The organism is Gimesia chilikensis, assembly GCF_007744075.1.
Classification (GTDB): domain Bacteria; phylum Planctomycetota; class Planctomycetia; order Planctomycetales; family Planctomycetaceae; genus Gimesia; species Gimesia chilikensis_A.
Window position 1 is genome coordinate 1467824 of record NZ_CP036266.1, and the last position, 21734, is coordinate 1489557.

16 protein-coding genes are annotated in these 21734 nt (G+C 53.3%); 4 read left to right on the plus strand and 12 right to left on the minus strand.

Annotated features, from left to right (window positions below):
* Positions 1–72 precede the first annotated feature (72 nt).
* Positions 73–1179 carry a Sua5/YciO/YrdC/YwlC family protein gene (locus tag HG66A1_RS05685; RefSeq protein WP_145181248.1) on the minus strand — a complete coding sequence of 369 codons (1107 nt, stop codon included), beginning with the start codon at positions 1177–1179 and terminating at the stop codon, positions 73–75.
* 379 nt (positions 1180–1558) lie between these two features.
* Between HG66A1_RS05685 and HG66A1_RS05690 the strand changes: the two genes are divergently transcribed.
* A complete protein-coding gene (locus HG66A1_RS05690) occupies positions 1559–2344 on the plus strand; it encodes a class I SAM-dependent methyltransferase (RefSeq protein ID WP_145181249.1) in 786 nt (261 codons plus the stop codon).
* On the opposite strand, the gene HG66A1_RS05695 is transcribed toward HG66A1_RS05690, so the two are convergent.
* The 4 genes from HG66A1_RS05695 to HG66A1_RS05710 form a co-directional block, all read right to left on the minus strand.
* Complete coding sequence (locus tag HG66A1_RS05695) at positions 2335–3255, minus strand: inositol monophosphatase family protein (protein WP_145181250.1); 921 nt, start codon at positions 3253–3255, stop codon at positions 2335–2337. The genes HG66A1_RS05690 and HG66A1_RS05695 overlap by 10 nt on opposite strands.
* A 46-nt stretch (positions 3256–3301) precedes the next feature.
* Positions 3302–4225 (minus strand): RimK family alpha-L-glutamate ligase, encoded by a 924-nt coding sequence (locus HG66A1_RS05700; RefSeq protein ID WP_145181251.1) that lies wholly within the window; start codon positions 4223–4225, stop codon positions 3302–3304.
* Between the two features lie 44 nt (positions 4226–4269).
* The gene (mch, locus tag HG66A1_RS05705) at positions 4270–5220 is read right to left on the minus strand and encodes a methenyltetrahydromethanopterin cyclohydrolase (RefSeq protein ID WP_145181252.1); all 951 of its coding nucleotides are present in this window, start codon (positions 5218–5220) and stop codon (positions 4270–4272) included.
* A 62-nt stretch (positions 5221–5282) separates the two neighbouring features.
* Positions 5283–6203, minus strand: coding sequence for a dihydrodipicolinate synthase family protein (locus tag HG66A1_RS05710; protein WP_145181253.1), 921 nt, complete (start codon positions 6201–6203; stop codon positions 5283–5285).
* Positions 6204–6667: 464 nt separating this feature from the next.
* Between HG66A1_RS05710 and HG66A1_RS31860 the strand changes: the two genes are divergently transcribed.
* Positions 6668–6826: a hypothetical protein gene (locus HG66A1_RS31860; protein ID WP_197996995.1), complete on the plus strand. Its 159-nt coding sequence runs from the start codon at positions 6668–6670 to the stop codon at positions 6824–6826.
* Between the two features lie 9 nt (positions 6827–6835).
* Here HG66A1_RS31860 and HG66A1_RS05715 read toward each other — a convergent pair whose 3' ends face one another.
* The 3 genes from HG66A1_RS05715 to HG66A1_RS05725 all read right to left on the minus strand — a co-directional run bounded on the left by HG66A1_RS05715 (position 6836) and on the right by HG66A1_RS05725 (position 12187).
* Positions 6836–7633 carry a putative hydro-lyase gene (locus tag HG66A1_RS05715; RefSeq protein ID WP_145181254.1) on the minus strand — a complete coding sequence of 266 codons (798 nt, stop codon included), beginning with the start codon at positions 7631–7633 and terminating at the stop codon, positions 6836–6838.
* Positions 7634–7638: 5 nt separating this feature from the next.
* Complete coding sequence (locus tag HG66A1_RS05720) at positions 7639–8175, minus strand: peptidylprolyl isomerase (protein WP_145037435.1); 537 nt, start codon at positions 8173–8175, stop codon at positions 7639–7641.
* 172 nt (positions 8176–8347) lie between these two features.
* Positions 8348–12187 carry a hydantoinase B/oxoprolinase family protein gene (locus HG66A1_RS05725; RefSeq protein ID WP_232106760.1) on the minus strand — a complete coding sequence of 1280 codons (3840 nt, stop codon included), beginning with the start codon at positions 12185–12187 and terminating at the stop codon, positions 8348–8350.
* 340 nt (positions 12188–12527) lie between these two features.
* On the opposite strand from HG66A1_RS05725, the gene HG66A1_RS05730 reads away from it, so the two are divergent.
* On the plus strand, positions 12528–13262 hold the full coding sequence (locus tag HG66A1_RS05730; protein ID WP_145181256.1) for a Bax inhibitor-1 family protein: 735 nt from the start codon (positions 12528–12530) through the stop codon (positions 13260–13262).
* 124 nt (positions 13263–13386) lie between these two features.
* Here the strand turns inward: HG66A1_RS05730 and msrP are convergent, their stop codons facing one another.
* Positions 13387–14394 (minus strand): protein-methionine-sulfoxide reductase catalytic subunit MsrP, encoded by a 1008-nt coding sequence (gene msrP / locus HG66A1_RS05735; RefSeq protein ID WP_145181257.1) that lies wholly within the window; start codon positions 14392–14394, stop codon positions 13387–13389.
* Between the two features lie 314 nt (positions 14395–14708).
* Between msrP and sthA the strand changes: the two genes are divergently transcribed.
* Positions 14709–16202, plus strand: a complete 1494-nt coding sequence (gene sthA / locus HG66A1_RS05740) for a Si-specific NAD(P)(+) transhydrogenase (protein ID WP_232106761.1) — start codon at positions 14709–14711, stop codon at positions 16200–16202.
* A 30-nt stretch (positions 16203–16232) separates the two neighbouring features.
* On the opposite strand, the gene HG66A1_RS05745 is transcribed toward sthA, so the two are convergent.
* The 3 genes from HG66A1_RS05745 to HG66A1_RS05755 all read right to left on the minus strand — a co-directional run bounded on the left by HG66A1_RS05745 (position 16233) and on the right by HG66A1_RS05755 (position 21517).
* Positions 16233–17177: an RluA family pseudouridine synthase gene (locus HG66A1_RS05745; RefSeq protein WP_145181258.1), complete on the minus strand. Its 945-nt coding sequence runs from the start codon at positions 17175–17177 to the stop codon at positions 16233–16235.
* A gap of 11 nt (positions 17178–17188) precedes the next feature.
* The gene (gene acnA, locus HG66A1_RS05750) at positions 17189–19864 is read right to left on the minus strand and encodes an aconitate hydratase AcnA (protein WP_145181259.1); all 2676 of its coding nucleotides are present in this window, start codon (positions 19862–19864) and stop codon (positions 17189–17191) included.
* A 228-nt stretch (positions 19865–20092) separates the two neighbouring features.
* Complete coding sequence (locus HG66A1_RS05755) at positions 20093–21517, minus strand: neutral/alkaline non-lysosomal ceramidase N-terminal domain-containing protein (protein WP_145181260.1); 1425 nt, start codon at positions 21515–21517, stop codon at positions 20093–20095.
* Between the last annotated feature and the right edge of the window lie 217 nt (positions 21518–21734).

Sequence of the window (21734 nt, forward strand, 5' to 3'; positions counted from 1 at the left end):
CCTGCTGCTGTTAGGTATATTTTGTCTTAAAAACGAGAACTCAGGCGGGTGGGAATTCAGTTCGCTCAATTTTCACTCAGGGAGATGGAGTTGAGTGACAATCGTCTTTAAACAGTTCTCAATTTCTTGTTTACAGTCTACGTAACACTGGTAGCCTCCACCGATCGGGTCTGAGATGTCTTTCCCATTGGGTGAGAGTAATCTGACTGTTTCTGCCAGATCGGGGCGTTCCGCGAGAATCGCGGATCGATGTCCTTGTGTCATCGTATAAAGATGATCGGACTGGTCAAGTAGGCGTTCGGTCAGTGGTTGACTTTCATGAGCCTGAATATCAATGCCCTGTTCAGCCAGGATCGAGACGCCTTCGGGGCTGGGAGGGGCTCCCATTGCAGCTGCGAGTCCCGCTGAGGCGACTATATAGCCACGATCCGACAGTTCATCTTCCTGGCAGCCCAGTTTATCAGAGAGAAGTTTTCGGAACAGGCCTTCAGCCATCGGACTTCTGCAGGTGTTTCCTGTGCAGACAAACAGGTAGATTTCGCTGGAAAGTCGCTTCAGTGTCGTGTCGGTGACGACGCCCGGTTGGAGAATGCTCCATTGGTTATCCTTGATTGAGACCAGGGTAGACTGATCTCCGAAGCGGGATGGGCCATCATCAATAACCAGGGCGATCTGGTCTCCGAACGCCTCAGTTACGGCGTCTGCTGTCTGAAAACGAGCGTCTTCGTTGAGTAAAACCAGTGGTGAGGGAGAGAGTCGCATGGTCTGAAAAATAATTTCATGTGCCGGGGCACGCAGTCGGATACGCTCTGCAGGGCAAATCTGCTGCTGTACTTCAGTAGGCAACTCAGAGAACAGCGTGTCAGGACCGGGGCGATCGAGTTCCAGTACGATCGGGCCGGGCCAGCAGCGTTTTGAGAGTTTGCGAGCAATCGGAGGCATTTCCGGGAGATAATCCTGTGCTTCATCAAAATCTTTGACACAGAGCACCAGCGGATCTTCATTTCCGGCAAGATGTTTAAGTTTTTGCATGCCATCCGGACTCAAAGCCTGTCCTGCAATCACATAAGCGGTTGCCGTTGGAAACGCAACTAATTCGCCATTAGCCAGGTGCTGGACTGCCAGATGGATCACATCACGGATATCGTCAGTCTGTTTTAAATTGATCCGTTCGGTCATTGAACAATTTAAGCCTTAGATTTTCTGCAGAAATTGTTTTGCGGCGCAATTCAACGGTCAAAAAAAGTAAGATTTTCGATCCCGCGACGAATCACGATTCAGGTCTAACTGCTTAGGAAATACTGATTTGAATCTGTCCCAATGCACTTGATCATAACCGGCGCAATTCGATTGATCAAGCTGCTGGAATAATTGACTCTCTTAAGGTATTATCATTAGGAAGTTTATAACGCTTGCGTAAAAAGTGTTCTTACGTGATTTTTAAGAAATCAGGAATACCTGACGCGTTGACCAGGGCCCCTTGTTAGGATGGGGGACTGTTTCAGTCCTGCATCTGCTCTAAACAGCATTCCTTCCGGTTTCACAAGCACAGTGCACTATGGCTCCATTAAGTTCTCCTCAAAAAAATAATCCAAAGCGGCAACGCCTCAAACAATCCATTCGCTCACTGATCGAATTTCGCGGCGCGTCCGAACTGGATCAGAACCAGTTTCAGTCGACCGCTCGGAAATTATATGATGGTCCGGCAGGGGCTGTGCTCTATCTGGCCAGTAAGCTGTCACTGCATGACCCCCTGGTAGGGCGGATTCTCAAAACTCGTCGTTTCGATGTGACCGAGTTTCGGAATATCCTGGATATTGGCGCTGGAGCCGGACAGATTCTGGGACATCTTCTGCGGGAAACGCATCCCGAAGCAAGATTAGTCGCCTGCGATCTCTCACACCAGATGTTGAAACGGGCACGAACCCGTATGGGGAGTCCACGTCCGGATTATCTTTCAGCAGATTTGACCTGTCTGCCATTTCAGGATGAATCTTTTGATTGCGTTACCTGTGGCTGGGTGCTCGAATATCTGAAGGATCCCCGTCATGGTCTCTCGGAAATTTACCGTGTACTGCAGCCAGGCGGCAGCCTGTTCCTGATGGCGACTGAAGACCGCTTTTCCGGCATGTTGAACAGTGCAACCTGGAAATGCCGGACTTACAATCGGATTGAGCTCCAGCAGGCCTTCGAAGAAACCGGGCTGCCCTGGAAAGAGCAGCATTGGTTTACACCGATCCATCAGTTCCTGAAGCTGGGTGGAATTATTGTCGAAGCGACTAAACCGCTGGAAGCTGTTGAAGAACTTACAGCAGATGCCGTTTCTACGACAACTCAGTCCTGATATCGGACCTGGCTCCAGTCTTTTGCCAGCTCACAGAGTGTTTTTAACGTCTCTGGATTGGCGCTACAGGCCGTGATACCGGGCAGACGCAGCATGTCTGCCCGTTCGTCGAGCCAGTGCTCGTGAAAGTTAACCGGCTCGCCATTGTGTACCCACACCGCATCGCCACCCAGAATGCGGGCGATGTGCAGTGAGACTGGAAAGTCGTAGACATTCGGGGTGTGGATCAGCGAACCGCCAAAGGCTCCAGTTGCCAGGTGGTCATAGATACTGCCCGGCATTTCATCCGGTGGGACTCCCTCCAGCCCGGTTTCCGTCACCAGTCTGGCGTTTGATGTATCTTTATCCTGGAAGCCGATCAGGTAGATGCGTGGTGAATCGGGGCGTGTCTGAGGATCAATGGCAGGCATCGCATCCAGCACTTCCCGGGCGGGACGGCTCAGGTCATCTGGACCACAGATCACTTTTTTGTGTACTGCTTCCACCCAGGTGCCCTGTTCTCCGGTTTCTGGAATATAAACCAGCGAATAATGGACTGTTTCACTATCACGCAGATGAACCATGACACAGTAACCGTTGGCTGTTTTATCGCGATACTGTTTCGTGCCATCAATCGGATCGATCGAGAGTACGTAGGGCGAGTCCTCTGAGAAGCGATTCAGGTCTCCGGTTTTCTCTTCGGCTTCGATGCGGCACTCACGAAAAATCGGATCGCGATCGCGTAAAGCAGCGACAATCAATTCCTGCAATGTCAGATCAGCCAGGGTCAGGGCATCAGTGAGGGCACTGCCGGATGATTTGTTCTCGACAGCAATATTGAAATTTCGCAGCCGTTTCGCGATCGCACCGGACCAGCGGAGGATCTCGGGAAGATGGGCCTGTAATGCGTCGAGCAGAGGATTGAGTTCCATGGTTTTGAATCTTTATTGTTAGCTGTTATAGAGATTAAATCGTAAATCAGGGCTGGCTTACACCTGCATTGTTTCGTTTCTGTTCCAGATATTCAATCACCAGTGCAGCCACATTCACATTTGTGGCTGATTGCAGTCCTCTCCAGCCTGGTACCGCATTGACTTCGAGCAGGTAACGGGTCTCAGGTGCCTCGACGGGAGTCAGCAGATCAACGCCCGCAAATTCGGCCTGGGTCAGTTCGCAGGCCCGCAACGCCAGTTGAACTTCAGACTCTGTAGGCGAGTAAGCTTCCGCTCGTCCCTGGCGGGAAATATTGGTTCGAAAATCAGTCTGATTATGTCTGCGGATTGCTCCGACGACAGAACCATTGAGAATGAGAATTCGCAGGTCGTAGCCCGGGTGGGGAATGTAACGTTGCAGATAGATGACAGCCTGTGTGCGTTCGAGTGTGCGGAATGAGCGATAAGCAAGATCCGGATCGCTGATCCGAAAGATGCCACGCCCTTCAGAACCGAACAGTGGTTTGACAACGACGTCTCCCCCCAGATCCTCGAAACGTTGCATTGCCGCTTCTGAGGATTCACAGACAGCGGTCGCAGGAACAGGCAGTCCTGCTGCCGACAGGCGAGAAGTTGTCAGATATTTATCGACTGCGCACTCTATGGCCCGGGGAGTGTTGAATACAGTCACGCCTGCCTGTTCCAGTCGGCCCAGCAGATCCATGCGAAAGATGACCTGTTCCAGCGAGCCGGGAGGCATCGTGCGAATAATCAGGGCATCAAACTGATTGAGATCAATCTGACACTCCTCTGCGTCATAGCTGCTGAACTGCTCTGTAGAAAGAACAGGGAGCCAGGCTGCGAGATCGTGGAATTCGAGAGTGCAGGACGAATGCCCGCGTGCTTCCGCAGCCTGCTGAAGTTCACGGCAGTACCAGCTTCCCTGATTTCCCAGAATGGCAATCCGCACGAAACTTGTTCCTGGCTAAACGGGATCGGAATCAGGTGACTTTATCAGAGTCCGAAGCTCTGCTTGAGCAAATCGGGATTCATCTCGCCGAACCGAAAGACATTACCGGTCTCCAGGTTCTGCAACGTGACAACAGCAGGACTGAAGAAACTCGGGTCGATTTCATAAAAGTCATGGTTGGCTTCAGCGAAGACATCCAGAAAAGGTTTGCCATAACAGGCTGCCGAACAGGAGGGGAGCGAAGGGCCAATCTCCTGCAGCGACTCATCGTCGCCGACCACCCAGAGTGTGACTGCACTGCCATATAGAATCGCATCATTAGTACGTCCGATGCCCGTCAGGTGATCTTTGGCGACAGGAGCCAATGGTGCGGTACCGAAGCCCGCCTGAACGCGATGTACGTCAAACTTGCTTTCAAACAGTTTATGCATGGCCGTCTCTACCGAGCGGGCAATCACCTGAATGTTACCGGCGATGCTCGACGTGGGAGCAACCAGGAGCATGATATTCTTCGGATCGACGCCCGTTGATTGTGCAATTTTTTCGACCACGTTGACGTCAGGCAGTGTATTGGACTCCAGGACACCGACCGTTTTCTCAGGCGACTCACCAAAGGCAAGAATCCGGTATAGATCTTCGACTTCGGCAGCAGCCCGCATCGGACCGGAGCCCATAGCGAAGAATTTACCTACATCAATTTTCCAGCCGGCATACTGACTCAGGAGACAGGATTCGACGGCATGATCAGTCTGCACCTGCAGGTAGGGGAGAGGCTGACCGTCGAGTTCACCAGAAACCAGTTTTACTTCGCCCAGGTCCGCCATACAGATCCTTGCCAGGAGCAGGCCCGCCTGTATTCCCGCCGGTGTCTCTATGCCGCAGTCAACGACAATGGCGCCGTTCTCCAGGGCATGCGGAAAGACTTTCAGTTCGCCGGACCTGGCCAGCAGCTGTTCTGTCAGCTGACACGCCCGTTCGTTTAAAACACCGCTCATGGTTTATTCAATTCATTCCACATTCAGGTTGGTATGGCAGGCACTCGGCAGAGTCGATTTTATCAGAGACAGCCGACTTCTTTCATAATTGTTTCGGTGCGCTCGATCAGTTCGGGAGTGCAGGCAGGGAACGGATGGAACAGTGTATCATTCTCAATGATGCCGCGGAGACGCAGTGCGGTTTTCATCGAGCCGATAATGTAGCCTACATTCATGGTTCCGTCGGGGCAAACGAAGACTTCAAACAATCTGACGATGGCTTCCTGAAGACGAACCGCTTCCTGGTGATTGCCTGCAGCAGCAGCTTCATAGAGTTGTACGAACAGTTCAGGACCTACGTTTGCCAGACCGGGAACAGTGCCGTCAGCTCCTGCCATCATGACGGCATGGACCAGCATCTCCGCACCGGTGAAGAGCTTCATTCCGCGAGGCTTGCTGGCAACAAGTCGATGAAAGCCGACGGCATCACCGCTGGAATCTTTGACCCCGATAATCGTGCCCTCTTTCCCCAGAGTCATGAGAGTGTCGAGTTCGATTTTTATTTTCGTCATGACAGGGATGTCATAAGCAAAAATCGGAATGTCGACTGCTTCCCGAATTGTGCGATAGTGGACGAGCATGTCTTTCTGGCTCGCCGGATAGTAATAAGGAGGGCAGACAACAACTGCATCCGCACCCTGCGCTTTGGCAACCTTGGCCTGCGCGATAATCTGTTCGGTTCCCGGGGCAATCACGCCCACCAGTAACGGGACGCTGCCGTCCACCACTTTGACCGCGATTTCGGTGGCCTCTTCCCGATCTGGTTCACAGAGCAGGGGGCCTTCACCTGAAGTGCCGAACAGGAACAGTCCATGCGCGCCCTGTTTCAGCATGAAACGGTAGACGGATTCTGCTGACGCTGCATCCAGCCTGCGTTCGGACGTCAGCGGTGTGATGACCGGAGGGAGCACTCCCTTCAGTTGAGTGGAAAGATCAATTGTCATGAGTTGTGTACCAAGAGTCTGTGTTGAACTAAACGGAACAGCGGTCCTGAGCAGGTTCGATTATAAGCCCCTGTTATACCAAACTGGAAACCAGGATGCGATGATTCCAGGGGATTGACTCCCGGAATCAGACACACAGCCTGCTATGGGTCGCCACCGATGGCCTGTTATGACGGTCAGGCGGTTTTTCAGGACTGTAGTGGCTGATCGGAACAGGCAAGCAGACAAATTTCCAGAAAAGAAAGCGGGGCCGTTCGGGTTCCCTGAAAATCTTGATTGCCGGCTCAAGAAAAAACTGGAGAGCGCCCGGACGGGCTCTGTATAATTCAGCTGCTATGAGAAACGAACACGCAACAACAATTTGTCTGGAACATCAGTCTGCTGAGACACAGGCGACTCCCCATGGGACGGTCTGCCCGCGATGCAAGCAGAGGCTGTATACGAATCCTCCCCAGGGTAATCTAATGAGCTTCTGGGAAAGTCAGCCAGTGGCTTACACGCTGGAGCGGGAACCCTGCTTCGCGTATTCGCTTCTGTGGGAGAACTTTCGCATCCGATCACTGCATCTGCCGGAAGTCTCTACAGTGGACGAGCCCGCATCACAGCTGAAGTCTCACTCCTGAACCTACTATTTATTGCGTGGCCAGTTGTTCGTCTTTCCAGTCAGTGACGAACATGCAGCCGGGACTGTGCGTGATTGCAAATTCCGGCTTCGCTTCCATCAACACCGTTTGCGGCGTCACACCACAGGCCCAGAAGACGGGTAATTCTCCCTCATGGACCGGAACGGGATCGCCAAAATCGGGCTGGCTCAGATCGGTAATTCCCAGCTGATCAGGAAACCCCAGATGCACAGGCTCCCCATGGACAGCCGGGAAACGCCCGGTGATCTGGATCGCGCGGATCGCATCGGCCGGGAGAAAGGGACGCATGGAAACGACCAGCGGACCAGAAAAGATCCCCGCTGATTCACAAGGAACATTCGTGCGATACATGGGGACGTTAACACCCAGTTCGATGTGTCTGACAGGCAGCCCTGCACGAATCATTTCTGCTTCAAAGGTGAACGAGCAACCAATTAGAAATGCCACCAGGTCGTCTTGCCAGAGGTGGGAGATGCTGGTCGGTTCTTCTACCAGTTCACCCGATTCCCAGACACGGTAGCGGGGCAGGTCAGTCCTGAGATCAGCGTCGGGAGTCGACTGCCGCGGGCAGGGATTGCCGGCCTCCGTCACTTCCAGGACAGGGCAGGGTTTCGGGTTTTTCGCACAGAACTCGCGAAAGTGAGCTGCCTCGGCTTCACGAAGAATCACCAGATTCGCCTGGGCGAACCCGGGAGCCAGTCCCGAGGTCTGCCCGGAGAACTGATCGGTGCGGCAGGCTTCACGCACAGCCGCACCGGTTAACAGTGAAGCACGATCAATGCTCATCGCGGTTATTTTTCCTTGGCGATCACTTCGGATCCCGTGATTTTGACTTCATCCAGCGGGCGATCGCCGTGGTCGGTTTCGACATTACCGATTTCGAGTACGACCGCTTCACTCTCTTTGTCGCTGGTTCTACCAAAGACAGTATAGGAGTTGTCCAGGTGAGGTACGCGGCCCAGGCAGATGAAGAATTGAGAACCAGCGGAATTCGGGTCACTGGTGCGGGCCATCGAGAGCACGCCGGTTTCGTGGGGAATATTGTTGAATTCCGCGTCGATCGTGTAACCCGGACCACCGGTGCCTGTTCCCTGGGGGCAGCCGACCTGGATCACGAAATCGGGAATAACACGGTGGAAGATAATCCCGTCATAGAATCCGATTTTTGTCAGTCCGATCAGGTTCTTGCAGTGCCCGGGAGCCACATCGGGATAGAGGTCCATGCGAATGGTTCCCTTGGTGGTTTCAAAGACGACCTGGTAATCAAACTTGTCGAAATCAACATCAGCCAACGCGGCATCAACTTCGGCGCGACGGTTTTGAGACACGGTACTCTTCCTTCTTAGTTTTGTTCTATAAATAGTGAGTGATACGTTTCAATTGGGTATAGCGCTACCTTACCGACTGCAGGGCGAAATCACAAAGCAGAACTCACGAATATTAAATGAGAGGACCCAATTGGCAGAACCTAATTCATGGCTAAAGTGAGCAAACTGTTGTTCACTTCGCTGGTGTGTTGCCGGGTGACCCGTAACCACCGCCACCTGGCGTTTTGATGGTCAGTGTATCGCCCGCATCTACAGAAATGGAGAGTTTCCCTCCCAGCGATTCCTCGGTCGTCGTGCCTGCTTTCTGCAGCAGATTCTCCCCGATCTGTCCCGGTTCTCCACCATCTAAGCCGAAGGGAGCGTAATCGCCCCGTCGTTCAGACAGCAGTGAGATTCGCAGCGGTTTGAGGAATTCGATCCGTCGGACGATGCCGTCTCCTCCCGGGTGTTGACCTGCCCCTCCAGATCCAGTGCGGATCGAGAATTCATGTAGTCTGACCGGGTAGCGACGTTCGATAATCTCGGCATCAGTCAGTCGGGTATTGGTCATATGCGTGTGGACGGCGTCAGTACCAGCGCTGTCTGCGGTCGCGCCACTACCACCGCAGATGGTTTCGTAGTAGCCGAATGTCTCATCGCCGAAAGTGAGATTATTCATCGTTCCCTGGCTGGCAGCTGCTTTGCCCAGCGCTCCGAGCAGGGTATCGACGGTTCGCTGAGAAGTTTCGACGTTGCCTCCCACCATCGCGGCACATTCGGCGGGAGAATCCCGTTCGGGTGGATTCAGGAAGCATTCAGGCAGTATGATTTCGATCGGAGCCAGTACGCCGCTGTTGAGCGGAATGTCTTCCTGAATCAGGCAGCGAAAGACATAGAGCACTGCCGCGTTCACAATGGCGCGATTCGCATTCAGGTTGGTCTCCAGCACCGGTCCAGTACCTGTGAAGTCGACAACAGCACGACTCCCCTGGATCGAGATTTTCACACAGAGCGGCGCCCCATTATCAAGATGATCCGTAAACGAATAGTCGCCGTCTTCAATCGCAGCGAGTGCAAGCTGCATCTTTTCGGTGGCGGCCTGCTGAATGTGTTTCATGTAAGCCTGGACGACCGGCAGGGAATAGCGACGCACCAGATCATTCAGTAATGTGACACCACAATTATTAGCCGCAACCTGCGCGGAGACATCCGACAGGTTATCAGCCACCGAACGCGAAGGATGTTCGCCAGAAAGCAACAGTTCACGGAGTTCCGCTTCACGGGAGGTGCCATGGTCGACCAGTTTGAAGTTTCGAATCAATACACCTTCATCGGCCAGTGTCTTAGAGAAGGGGGGCATACTGCCGGGAACAATTCCACCGATCTCTGCATGATGTGCACGACTGGCGGTAAAAAATACGAGTTCTCCGCTTTCCGGATGATGCACGGGAGTGATTACCGTTACGTCGGGCAGATGGGAACCGCCTCGGTACGGATCGTTGGTCACGAATACATCTCCCGATCCCAAGTCCGGATTATCGGCGATGATCCGCTTTACCGTTTCACTCATGGCTCCCAGGTGAACGGGGATATGTGGCGCATTTACGACGAGGTCTCCCGTTGCGGAGAAGACCGCGCAGCTGAAGTCCAGTCTCTCTTTGACGTTGGTGGAAATCGATGTTTTCTGCAGGGTGATTCCCATCTGCTCGGCAATGGACGCGAACAGGTTGTTGAAGATTTCCAGCATGACCGGATCGGCTTCGGTGCTGATATCGGCATGGCCGCCTGACTGCGGTGAGGTCTCCCGCATCAACGTTTCTCCACGAGACAGAATCTCTGCGGTGAAGCCGGGATCGATAATTACTGTCGAGATCGCTTCACAGATGATCGCGGGGCCTGCGAGCTGATCGCCGGGCTGCAGGTCCTCCCTTAGATAAACGGCGGCCTCCTGAGCCTGTCCCTGAAAGTAGGCTGTTGTCGTTTCAACAGGTTGAGGGGTACGCGAGACCGGCTCCTTTGCGGGTAAATGGGGTTCTTCCATCAGTCCGACTATTTCCGTACGGATTGCAGTAACCTCAATGTCGCGGGCCGTGTGTTTGTAGCCATAGAGTCGCTGATGTTCCTGTTCGAACTGCGTACGCTCATCCAGTCCCTGCTGGCAACGAACCTGTATCGTGGCGTCGGTGCCAAGGTAACGCATCTCAAGGGAATGTTCGGGGGCTTTGATCCGTTCCGGAGGGATGCCTTCCGCGCAGACTTCGTCGTAAACGCTCTGGTCGAGCGTTGCAAAGCGGTTCTGCAGTTCCTGCTGTAATTCGTCTGACCAGATCTCAAGAACCGACTGCTGACCAAAACGGCGTACATCGGCCTGACCGATACCAAAGGCACTGAGAATACCGGAGTATGGATGGATCAGTACTTCATGAATTCCCAGAGAACGGGCGATGGCACACGCATGTTGAGAACCGGCGCCGCCAAAACTGACCAGCACGTAGTCTGCAGGATCGTAACCACGGGCTACGGAAATGTTACGGATCGCACGTACCATGTTGGCATTCGCGATCTGCAGGAAACCCTCAGCCAGTTCGAGGGGAGTGTATGTTTTTCCCATCGGGGAGGCAGCGATTTCCTCGCAGATCGCCGTTAGACGCTGTTCGACAGCACTATGATCGAGAGTAAACGGAAATCGGCTCGGGAGAATCTTTCCGAGGAAAAGGTTCAGGTCAGTCACCGTCAGGGGGCCGCCTCGTCCATAGCAGGCAGGGCCCGGATCTGCGCCTGCACTGGCGGGACCGACGTGCAGCTTGATGCCATCAAATCCGCAGATACTTCCACCACCGGCTGCGACAGTTTCGATACTCAGCATCGGGGCAACAATCCGCACGCCTGCTTTACGGGTTTCGAATTCCCGCTCATAAACGCCATCAAAGCGGGAGACATCGGTGCTGGTGCCTCCCATATCGAAGCCGATCGAACGGGGGAAACCTGCGATTCCAGCGACGCGGGAATAACCAATCACACCTCCAGCGGGGCCCGAGAGGATACTGTCCTTGCCGACGAAATGCGAAGCGTCAACCAGACCACCGGCGGAGGTCATCAGTTTAAGTTCGCAATTTTCCAGGGGAGTGCGGAGCTTCTTGATGTAGTCTTTGAGGATCGGATTCAGGTAGGCGTCCATGACTGTCGTGTCACCGCGGGAGACGATTTTGATCAGTGGCGAAAGTCGGCTGGAAACGCTGATTTCATCAAAGCCTGCTTCTTCTGCGAGTCGGGCGACGAGTTCTTCATGCTCCGGGTTGGCAAAAGAATGCAGCAGGCAGATCGCCAGTGATTCGACACCGGTTGCTTTGAGTTCTGCTAACTGCTGGCGGATGATTTGCGGGTCAGGGGGCTGGAGAACATGCCCCTCTGAGTCGATTCGCTCATTGATTTCGACCGTGCTTTCGAACAGGGGTTCCGGTTTCTGGATCACGAGATCAAACAGCCGGGGGCGATCCTGGTTACCGATCAGGAGCACATCTGCGAAGCCTTTGGTGGTGATGAAAGCGGTGCGGGCACCGTTACGGGTGAGCAGAGCATTGGTGCCGCGTGTCGTGCCGAGTTTCACAATGACATTAGAAATCGGTTCGGATTTCTTGAGGCCGAGGATCCAGCGGATAGCGAGAACCGGTGCTTCTTCACCGGATGAAAGTTCATAACCGGAAGAGACAGAAACAGACTCAGGCAGACCGGGTGTGATTTGCAGGGAATTGGTGGCGGTGTCAAAGGAAGTTACTTGTGCCGAATGCACAGTCTGTCCCGCTTCATTCAGAAATACGATCTGGTATTCCTGCCAGAAGTCTGCCGGATCACCTTGCCGGGAAGGGTCGATAATGATCGTGGGATCAGGGATTTCCTGTATACGACCTTTGGTGATACCCGAACTAAGAGTCTTAAAGGGGATGAACTCATTCTGGGGAGAGCGGGCAATACAGTCTGTGAAGGTGCCGCCTACATCGATCCAGAATTCCCACTTTTTTTCGATCTGATCCATTTTTGTGCCATTCATATCAGCAAAAATTTCGTAGCGATTCCCCGGATTTTGGTGGAATTTTTTGAATTCCCTGACGTAGACTTACGTATGAAATAACAGAACCGGCGGACGGACACAACGAACCCGCCGGGAAGTCGGACCCGGGGATCCGAATGTGGTAAATTATGAAAAATAAAAGAGTTTCTGCTGGTACTTGAATTATGTGCAGTGTGGTTTATAATTGTCCCGCCCGCCTGCCCTTCCTCAAAACCGCAGTGCCGGCGGAACCGATGTTTAAAACGATGACCCATTCCGTGTTCGTCTGGAACATCATTTCTCAATCACATGGAGAATTCAGTCAATGAACAACTACAGTCCTGACTACTATGACCAGGATACGACGGCCGGCCGCGGTATGTTTGCAATCGATGCGATTGCAGAAGAGCGCGCTGCTTTCATCCGCAAAACGTACATGCACCTGACCGGTGCGATCTTTGTGTTTATGGGACTGGAATTTATCATTTTCAGTACTCCCACCTTAAGGAATGGTGTGTTGAGCCTGTTCACCGCCAGTCCCTGGATTATTCTGATTGCCTTCCTGGGTGCCAGCTGGTTAGCCAGTTCACTGGCATCAAGTGCCAAGTCTCTGGGGACACAGTATCTGGGACTGGGGTTATATACCCTGGCGGAAGCGATTATCTTTGTGCCGATCCTGTTTTTTGCCAGTCAGATGTCGAATCAGACCGTGATTCCGATTGCGGCGGTGATTACCCTCTGTATCTTCGGGGGCTTGACTGCTTACGTGCTCGTGACGGGCGCAGACTTCTCCTTCCTGGGCGGAGGACTGACGATTGCCCTGCTGGCAGCAATCGGGATTGCCATCGGTGCCGCGATCTTTGGAGTCTCCCTGGGACTCTGGTTTGCTGCTGCAATGGTAGTGCTGATGAGTGGTTTCATTCTGTATGAAACTTCAAATGTCCTGCATCAGTACTCGACCGATCAGTACGTTTCGGCTTCACTGGCGCTGTTCGCTTCCGTCGCCACTCTGTTCTGGTACGTGCTGCGGATCGTAATGATGTTTGCTTCGGAAGACTAGGCGATACGCTGGTTGAACGAATCAACAATCGAATATACAGACCGGGTAGAATGTTTCTACCCGGTCTTTTTTTGCGCATTTAACCTGATGAATGAAGGCTTCCAGTTCGAAAGCCGGGCTCAAATCAGCCTGTGTAGAGGCCGCCAACATATTCCCCGTAACCATTGTAAATCTTGGTGTCGTAGCGTTTCTCGGTGCCCAGCATCCATTCCGTGCGTTGGCTCCAGCGGGGATGAGGCTGATCCGGATTCACATTGGCGACGAACCCGTATTCCCCCGGATTTACCGTGTTCCAGAAGGTCGCGGGTTGCTCTGCGGTGAGTTTGATCTTCACGATCGATTTACCTGATTTGAATCCATATTTCCAGGGAACGACCAGACGGATCGGCGCTCCATTCTGTTTCAACAGCGGCTTCCCATACAGGCCGGTGGCGATGAAGGCGAGCTCGTTCATCGCTTCCTCAATGGTCAGGCCTTCGGTATAAGGCCAGGGCCAGGTGCCAGCTCCACTTCTCTCCATATAAGGCGCCTCCTGGGGTTTGTTGAACGTTTCAAAGGCGACGTACTTGGCTGAAGGTTTCGGTTCAACCAGCTTGAGCAGACTTGCCAGCGGGAAACCGGTCCAGGGAACACACATGGCCCAGGTTTCGACGCAACGATGGCGGTAGGCCCGCTCTTCGAACTGCATTTCCCTGTAGAGGTCATCGAGGTCAAACGTGCGAGGTTTGGCACATTCCCCTTCGACGGAGACCGCCCAGGGTGTGGTCTGGAATTTTCCGACGTACTTCCAGGCCTCTTTACTGGTGGGGCCGGTGAATTCGTAGAAGTTTGTGAACTCTTCTGCCTCGATTTCTGCTGTTTCAGGGCGGCCGTATTTAAATGCTTCATTCCGCTTAGCCGGATAGACGGATTGCAGGGCTTCCGGCAGAGGTTCCACTGCTCCCGCCTGTTCGATCTCTTCCTTGGTTGCCTGTTCACAGCCAGAGAGTAGATCAGCAAACCCGGCGACACCCAGACCGTAGCCCATCATTTTGAGGAATTCACGGCGATGCGATTTACGATTCTGATAAACGGATTCTGGGGTGTGGGTGTGTTCCGGGACATGCCAGATTTTTCGGAGCAGGTGATTCATCAGAGTTCCTTTGATCTGAGATCAGAGCTTGAAGCAATGTGGGGCGAGACAGACACTTCCGTGGTCTTGATCAGGAGGAGTTTCCCCCCGAAGAGTTTTAAAGTTGAGCTATACAATCAGTATAACCGTCAGTCTGGGCGCAAAATAGCCTGTTTCAGAGATCAGATCAATCTTTCTATCTTTTCCATTCCAACTCATGACCGAAGTTAGAGGTGGTTGTTTACGCTGTAAAGTTTAACCAGGTTTCTCAATTTGACATATGGGGCTGGAAAGCCGTGTCTGAGAAGACTGGTCTGAGTATTGAGAATAGATCCATGAAATTCGACATTGTAATTATCGGAAGCGGTCCCGCTGGTCAGAAGGCGGCGATAGCAGCTTCGAAACTGGGGAAGCGGGTTGCGATCATTGAACGTAACTTTCGCGGCATGGGGGGCGTCTGTCTGCATAAGGGGACGATTCCTTCCAAGACGATGCGCGAAGCAATCTTATATTTAACCGGATATCGGCATCGGGACGTCTACAGCAAATGGTATCGTCGGAAGCGGCGAGTCACGATGCAGGACCTGCGGCTGAAGCTGGCAGACGTAGCAGAGCATGAACTGGAAATCATCCATGATCAGCTTGAGCGAAACGGCGTCGACATCTTTATTGGAGAAGCTCAGTTTGTCAGCCCGCATGAAGTGGCTGTCGACTGTGAGACCGGACGCAAGATTTTGCACGGGGATTACATTCTGGTCGCTACCGGCACCAAGCCTTCGCGGCCGCCTCATATCCCCTTTGATGGCGAAACAATTTTTGATTCCGATGAAATTATCGACCTGAAACAGATTCCCCGTTCGATGATCGTGGTGGGCGGCGGTGTAATTGGCATCGAATACGCGATCATGTTCGCCACTTTGGGTGTTGAAGTTACCGTACTCGATGGTCGGGAGCACCTGCTCGAGTTCTGTGATCGTGAAATTATTGACGCTCTGATTCATCATGCCCGTTCACTGGGAATGGTTTTCCGGATGGGCGAAGAAGTTGTTGGGATTGAGCGGTTTTCCGATTCAATGGCCGCAGTGCAGACCGAGAGTGGCAAACGACTGGTGGCCGATTCGGTATTGTATACCGTGGGACGTGTGGGAGATGCGGACGAACTGAATTTCCAGGCTGCGGGGCTTGAACCGGATGAACGCGGTCGTTTGTGGTGCAACGAAGATCATCAGACCTGGGTACCTCATATTTACGGTGCGGGCGATATTGTAGGTTTTCCTGCTCTGGCCAGTGTGTCTATGGAGCAGGGACGCCGTGTAATCTGTAATGCCTTTAATGAGCCATTTGAAGCGTTTGATCTGATGCCTTACGGGCTGTTTACGATCCCGGAAATTTCGATGGTGGGTAAAACCGAACAGCAGCTGACTGAAGCGCACATTCCTTATGAAGTCGGCGCGGCACGCTATCGTGAAATTGCCCGCGGGCAGATCTCGGGTGACCGGGACGGGATGCTGAAGATTCTGTTTCACCGTGAGACACTCAAGATTCTAGGGATCCACGCGATTGGGGAAGCGGCAACCGAAATCGTACACATCGGACAGACGGTGATGTCGTTTGGCGGCACGATTGAATATTTCCGCAACGCTGTATTCAATTATCCGACAATGGCAGAATGCTATAAAGTCGCGGCTTTCGATGCACTGGAAAAAATGAGTCTGGATCGACTCTTCGAAGCATCTAAGACATCCAAAGCGGCAGCTCCGTTGAATAAAGAGCTGCAGGAGACACAGGACGAAGCGTCCTCAGTGGAAGTCCTCACTCAGACGAAGTGAGGCAGTAAAAAGGAAAAACCGAGAACAGCTTTAGGCGCTCCGTAACCGCTCGAGCGCCTGGTGGAAATCATCAGGCGCTCCCGCGGAGAGCTTCATTTTCAATCCCGTCACCGGATGTGCAAACTCGATCTGTTCAGCGTGTAATGCCTGTCGCGAAATCAGACAGCGATCTGTTTCCAGTCGTTCATCGTTGCCATAGAAAGCGTCGGCGATAATGGGAAAACCAAGATCGGCCAGATGCACGCGGATCTGATGCAGGCGTCCCGTCTGTGGAAAAGCACGGACCAGCGAGTATCCGGTATACCGTTCAAGGACTTCGAAACGCGTGTAAGCGGATTTAGCCTTTTTCGCCTGCGGGTGTGTCGACATACAGACCCCGGCCTGGGTGGGATGCTCACCGATGGCAGCATCGTTCTCAAAGTGATCGCCCGGAGGCTGGTCGCGAATGATTGCCAGATATGCTTTACTGATCCGGTTCTGCTGGAACTGAATCGAGAGACTGCGGTGTCCCAGATGCTCTTTGGCGACAATCAGAATGCCGCTGGTAAACTGGTCGAGCCGATGCACGATTCCTGGACGCAGTAGACTGCGGATTCCCGTCTGCTGATCGAGGTAATGCTGTAACGCGTTAGCCACAGTACCCGAGTGGATATTCCCCGCGGGATGGGCGATCATCGCCGGCGGTTTGTTGACAATAACCAGCCATGCATCCTCGTAGAGGATCTCCAGCGGTAATGCCTCAGGCTGATAGGTTTTGTCCGGCGGTTCAGGCAGGAGAATGCTGATCTGCTGACCGCGGAAGACTCGTTGCAACGGTTCGGCAGGGATGCCATTGACTTTGGCAAACCCTGCCTGAACGATGCGTTGCAGACGGTGCGTCGAATAGTTTCTGAAATGACGGCTGAGAAACCGATCGATGCGGGAACCATCAAGGTAATCCTCGACAATCAGATCGGTTTCGTAGGCTGGTTTCATCAATTCAGGAATCAGGCTTTGGCCAGATCGCGGAGAACTTTGTGCAGAATTCCGCCGTTGCGATAGTATTCGACTTCAACGGGGGTATCGACACGACACTGAACGGTAAACAGGACCTGTGTGCCGTCTTCTTTGGTAGCGGTCACGCGGATCGCCTGACCTGGCTTCAGGTTGTCATCCAGTTCAATGTCATAAGTTTCAGTACCATCGAGGCCCAGTTCTTCGCGGCTTTCACCTTCGCGGAACTGCAGCGGCAGCACACCCATGCCGACCAGGTTGGAACGGTGAATCCGCTCAAAGGAAGTCGCAATGACAGCCTTGACGCCCAGCAGGAAGGTTCCCTTGGCGGCCCAGTCACGAGACGATCCCATTCCGTAGTCACCACCAGCGAGAACAACCAGCGGCGTGCCGGCGTCTTTGTACTGCAGTGAGGCTTCATAGATCGAAGTCTGTTCGCCGGTGGGCAGGTAGGTGGTAACGCCACCACTGGTTCCGGGGGCGAGCAGGTTGCTCAGGCGAATGTTCGCGAAGGTACCGCGGGTCATAACCCGGTCGTTTCCGCGACGGCTACCGTAGCTGTTAAATTCAGCAGGAGTCACTCCATTTTCCTGCAGGTATTTACCCGCAGGGGAATCTGCTTTGATGGCTCCAGCAGGAGAGATGTGGTCGGTGGTGACGGAATCGCCTACAGAGACCAGGACGCGGGCTCCAGTGATGGAGCTGATCGGGGCCGGCTCTGCGGGCATGTCGACGAAGAACGGAGGTTCCTGAACGTAGGTGCTTTTTTCATCCCATTCAAAGATGTCACCGTCGCCACCATCAATGGCCTGCCATTCAGGAGAACCCTGGGTGGCTTTGCCGTACTCGTCACGGAACATTTCCGGGTTGATGGACGATTCGAGAGCCGCGTTGACTTCAGCCTGTGAAGGCCAGATATCTTTCAGGAAGACATCATTCCCGTCTTTGTCCTGACCGAGAGGCTCGGTGCTGAGGTCGATATCGGTGGTACCTGCCAGGGCGTAAGCCACGACCAGCGGCGGGCTGGCGAGGTAGTTTGCCCGAACATCGGGGCTGATACGTCCTTCGAAGTTCCGGTTTCCGGAGAGGACAGCAGCGGCGACGATGTCGTTGTCGTTGATCGCTTTGGAGATTGGTGCGGGCAGTGGGCCACTGTTACCAATACAGGTCGTACAGCCGTAGCCAACCAGGTTGAAACCGAGTTCATCGAGGTAGGGAGTCACGCCGGCTTTTTCAAGGTAGTCGGTTACAACGCGGCTTCCGGGGGCCAGACTTGTTTTTACCCAGGGCTTGCGGGTCAGGCCTTTTTCAGCAGCTTTCTTTGCCAGCAGGCCGGCACCGAGCATAACTGACGGGTTACTGGTGTTGGTACAACTGGTGATCGCGGCGATGACGACTGAACCATCTTTGAGTTCAAAATCCTGACCAGCGTAGTTCACGGGAGCGTGAGTGGGTGAAGGATCCTGTTTGCCGAAGGTGGAGCTGAGATCGCTGTGCCAGTGTGATTTCATGTCGGTCAATGCGATTCGGTCCTGTGGACGTTTGGGACCGGCCAGCGAGACTTCAATCGTGGAAATATCCAGACTCAGCTTGCTGGTGAAGGACGGCTCGGGCGAGCTTTCCGTGCGGAACATACCCTGTTCTTTGTAGTAACGCTCGACCAGATCAACTTCAGCGTCAGTACGTCCGGTGCGACGCATGTAGTTCAGAGTTTCATCGTCGACGGGGAAGAAGCCGATAGTGGCCCCGTATTCGGGAGCCATGTTGGCAATAGTAGCCCGGTCGGCGAGGCTCATGTTGGACAGGCCAGGACCATAGAATTCGACGAACTTGCCAACGACACCGTGTTCGCGGAGCATCTGGACGATGCGGAGTACGAGGTCAGTCGCAGTTGCGCCTTCAGGTAGCTTGCCTTCCAGACGGAAACCGACGACTTCGGGGGTCAGCATGTAAATGGGCTGACCGAGCATCACGGCTTCTGCTTCGATACCACCCACGCCCCAGCCGACGACGCCCAGGCCGTTGATCATGGTGGTGTGACTGTCGGTACCAACGAGACTGTCCGGGTAAGCGACACCGTCTTTGGTCAGAACGGCTTTGGCCAGGTATTCGAGGTTTACCTGGTGCACGATCCCGGTTGCTGGTGGGACAACGCCGAAGTTATCGAATGCCTGCTGTCCCCAGCGGAGAAACTGGTAACGTTCCTGGTTCCGTTCAAATTCTTTTTCGACGTTGTGCTGCAGCGAGAGTTTAGTTGCGAATTCGTCGACCTGCACACTGTGGTCGATGACGAGGTCACAGCGAACCAGTGGATTGATTTTCTGAGGATCGCCGCCCAGTCGAACCATGGCACTTCGCAGCGCTGCCAGGTCAACCACAGCGGGAACGCCGGTAAAGTCCTGCAAGACCACGCGACCGGGTTTGAAAGGGATTTCCACCGGGTTAGGAGATTCTGCACTCCAGTTGGCGAGATTGTGCACGTCGGACTCGTTGACGACGAACCCATCTACGTTACGCAGGCAGGATTCCAGCAGCACACGAATCGAGTAAGGCAGCGACTCAATATTTCCAATGCCATCATCGATGAGTTTCTGTAAACGGTAGTATTTAAACTCACCACCGGCTGCTGTTAATTGACCTTCCGCGCCAAAAGGATTTCCGGAAGCCATTTATCTCTCCTCAGTGCTACATTAAAAATCAGGTAAATTATTAAATACAGGCTGCTTCGGCGAACCTGTCATAGATTGATTGCTGTTCAGATCGGAATATGCTGCATTCTAGGATTTCGCTTCCCGCGCGACAAACGGCAGGGGGGCGAAAAACGCAAAACATCCCCAGAAGCTGGAGTTTAGCGGCAGATTCGGGTCAGAAAGGGCAAAATTTAACGCTGGCGAGGCCTATTTTCCATTGCGGACCTTCTCGACCTGTCGCTGGGCACTCTCGACGATTTTGTCTTCAATTTCGTCGGACCAGCGGTTGGCGGGCATTCCATAGACGGCCATCGATGTGTTGCCTTCGTAGCCCCAGCGGGATGACTTGCGGGGAGGCACGTCTTCTTCCAGAACACGGAGAGAAGGAGTATAGGCCATCACATCGTTACAGTAGCCTGCGATCCAGGTACTGTCGCCAAACATCTTTTTCATTCCCAGGGCGTAGTCGACGACAACCTCACCACCGATGGTGATCCAGAGCTGTCGCTTGCCCATCAGCCAGACCTGAACCGGGAAGGGATAGGAGGTCCGGAACGGTTTACCCGAGTTGAGTTGCTTGAGCAGGCGGGCGCCCCAGCGGTTACGATAGTTATTCTGATTTCCGGCAGCGAGTGTTTCGAGTTCTTCTTTTGTGGGAGCGTCACCCAGTTTGATGTCGACAATTTCGATTTCGGTTTTCAGTATGGGATCGAGTTCGACCATCGGCAGTCGGACGGTATCGGCGACGGCATGAGCCAGCCGGGAACCATAAGACTGAGCCAACTCCATTGTTCGGCGGGGCAGTGGGTTCTGGTCAGCACCACAGCCCATATAGAACATGGCGGTCACACCAGGGAACATGGCTTCGAGGTCGTACTGAGCGAAGCCTGCGTAGTCACCACACCACTGCTGAATTCCCAGAGTGGTGTTGTGACAGGCGTAGCCGAACACGATGGTTTTCAGCTTACCGTTTTTATCTTTCACGGCCAGAATCGGGACGCTGTGATCGATGGGGCCTTTCAGTTTTCCTTCTTTTCGCAGTTTGGGAACATCGGCTTCCATATTGTTGCGGCGGTTCACTGCGAAACTGGTATGGCCTTCGCCGGTCCAGAGGCTTGCGGGCTCCAGATTCTTGATTGCGGTGGTGACGGCATCGACGAGTTTCTGTTCCAACTGCGTGGAATACTTGTTGACCTTTGCGATCTGTTCTTTATTCAAAGGGTAGATGTCATGCAGAGCGCCGCGTAAGACAGGGCCACAGTGGGTGTGGGATGCATTGAGCATGATCTGGCTGCGATCGAGATCGAATTTTTTCTTTAGTGCAGCACAGACATTGTTGTAGATCGACTGGGGGATTCCCAGGGTGTCGGTCGACACGATCACGCCACGATGTCCGTCGTGTGCTTCAATCACCAGTACTTTGAGCCAGAGGTCATGGATCTTTCCATCAGCCGGTTTGGTGCGACCACCATAGCCAGCCATCCAGAGATCTTCCTGCGGGGTGATCACAGCACTGGCAGAACCGGCTTTCCAGAGTGCCTCGTCAGCGTAACTCTTTGGAGTTTGTGAAAGACAGACACAGGAAATCAACAAAAGTAGAATGCCGGCGCGAAACTGCGTTAGATAATGCATGGAGAATCCCTCTTAACTCTGGGAGGTCGAAACAGAAGAAACTAAACCTTCTTTATAAACGGTTTTCCCTCAGAGTAAAGGGGGTGGGGCCACATATCAAGCGATTGGGATGTGTTATCCCTCTTTTAGCAATGTAAATTGTTTCAGGTCGAATACGTGTTAGAATGGTATGAACACATCATAAAACTCTGTTGTGTGGTGAAGAAATCAGTTGAAT

Excerpts from the sequence above, each read along its gene's own strand:
- HG66A1_RS05685 (WP_145181248.1), bottom strand. The coding sequence starts at position 1,179 with ATGACCGAACGGATCAATTTAAAACAGACTGACGATATCCGTGATGTG.
- HG66A1_RS05690 (WP_145181249.1), top strand. The coding sequence starts at position 1,559 with ATGGCTCCATTAAGTTCTCCTCAAAAAAATAATCCAAAGCGGCAACGC.
- HG66A1_RS05695 (WP_145181250.1), bottom strand. The coding sequence starts at position 3,255 with ATGGAACTCAATCCTCTGCTCGACGCATTACAGGCCCATCTTCCCGAG.
- mch (WP_145181252.1), bottom strand. The coding sequence starts at position 5,220 with ATGAGCGGTGTTTTAAACGAACGGGCGTGTCAGCTGACAGAACAGCTG.
- HG66A1_RS05710 (WP_145181253.1), bottom strand. The coding sequence starts at position 6,203 with ATGACAATTGATCTTTCCACTCAACTGAAGGGAGTGCTCCCTCCGGTC.
- HG66A1_RS31860 (WP_197996995.1), top strand. The coding sequence starts at position 6,668 with ATGAGCTTCTGGGAAAGTCAGCCAGTGGCTTACACGCTGGAGCGGGAA.
- HG66A1_RS05715 (WP_145181254.1), bottom strand. The coding sequence starts at position 7,633 with ATGAGCATTGATCGTGCTTCACTGTTAACCGGTGCGGCTGTGCGTGAA.
- HG66A1_RS05725 (WP_232106760.1), bottom strand. The coding sequence starts at position 12,187 with ATGGATCAGATCGAAAAAAAGTGGGAATTCTGGATCGATGTAGGCGGC.
- HG66A1_RS05730 (WP_145181256.1), top strand. The coding sequence starts at position 12,528 with ATGAACAACTACAGTCCTGACTACTATGACCAGGATACGACGGCCGGC.
- msrP (WP_145181257.1), bottom strand. The coding sequence starts at position 14,394 with ATGAATCACCTGCTCCGAAAAATCTGGCATGTCCCGGAACACACCCAC.
- sthA (WP_232106761.1), top strand. The coding sequence starts at position 14,709 with ATGAAATTCGACATTGTAATTATCGGAAGCGGTCCCGCTGGTCAGAAG.
- HG66A1_RS05745 (WP_145181258.1), bottom strand. The coding sequence starts at position 17,177 with ATGAAACCAGCCTACGAAACCGATCTGATTGTCGAGGATTACCTTGAT.
- acnA (WP_145181259.1), bottom strand. The coding sequence starts at position 19,864 with ATGGCTTCCGGAAATCCTTTTGGCGCGGAAGGTCAATTAACAGCAGCC.
- HG66A1_RS05755 (WP_145181260.1), bottom strand. The coding sequence starts at position 21,517 with ATGCATTATCTAACGCAGTTTCGCGCCGGCATTCTACTTTTGTTGATT.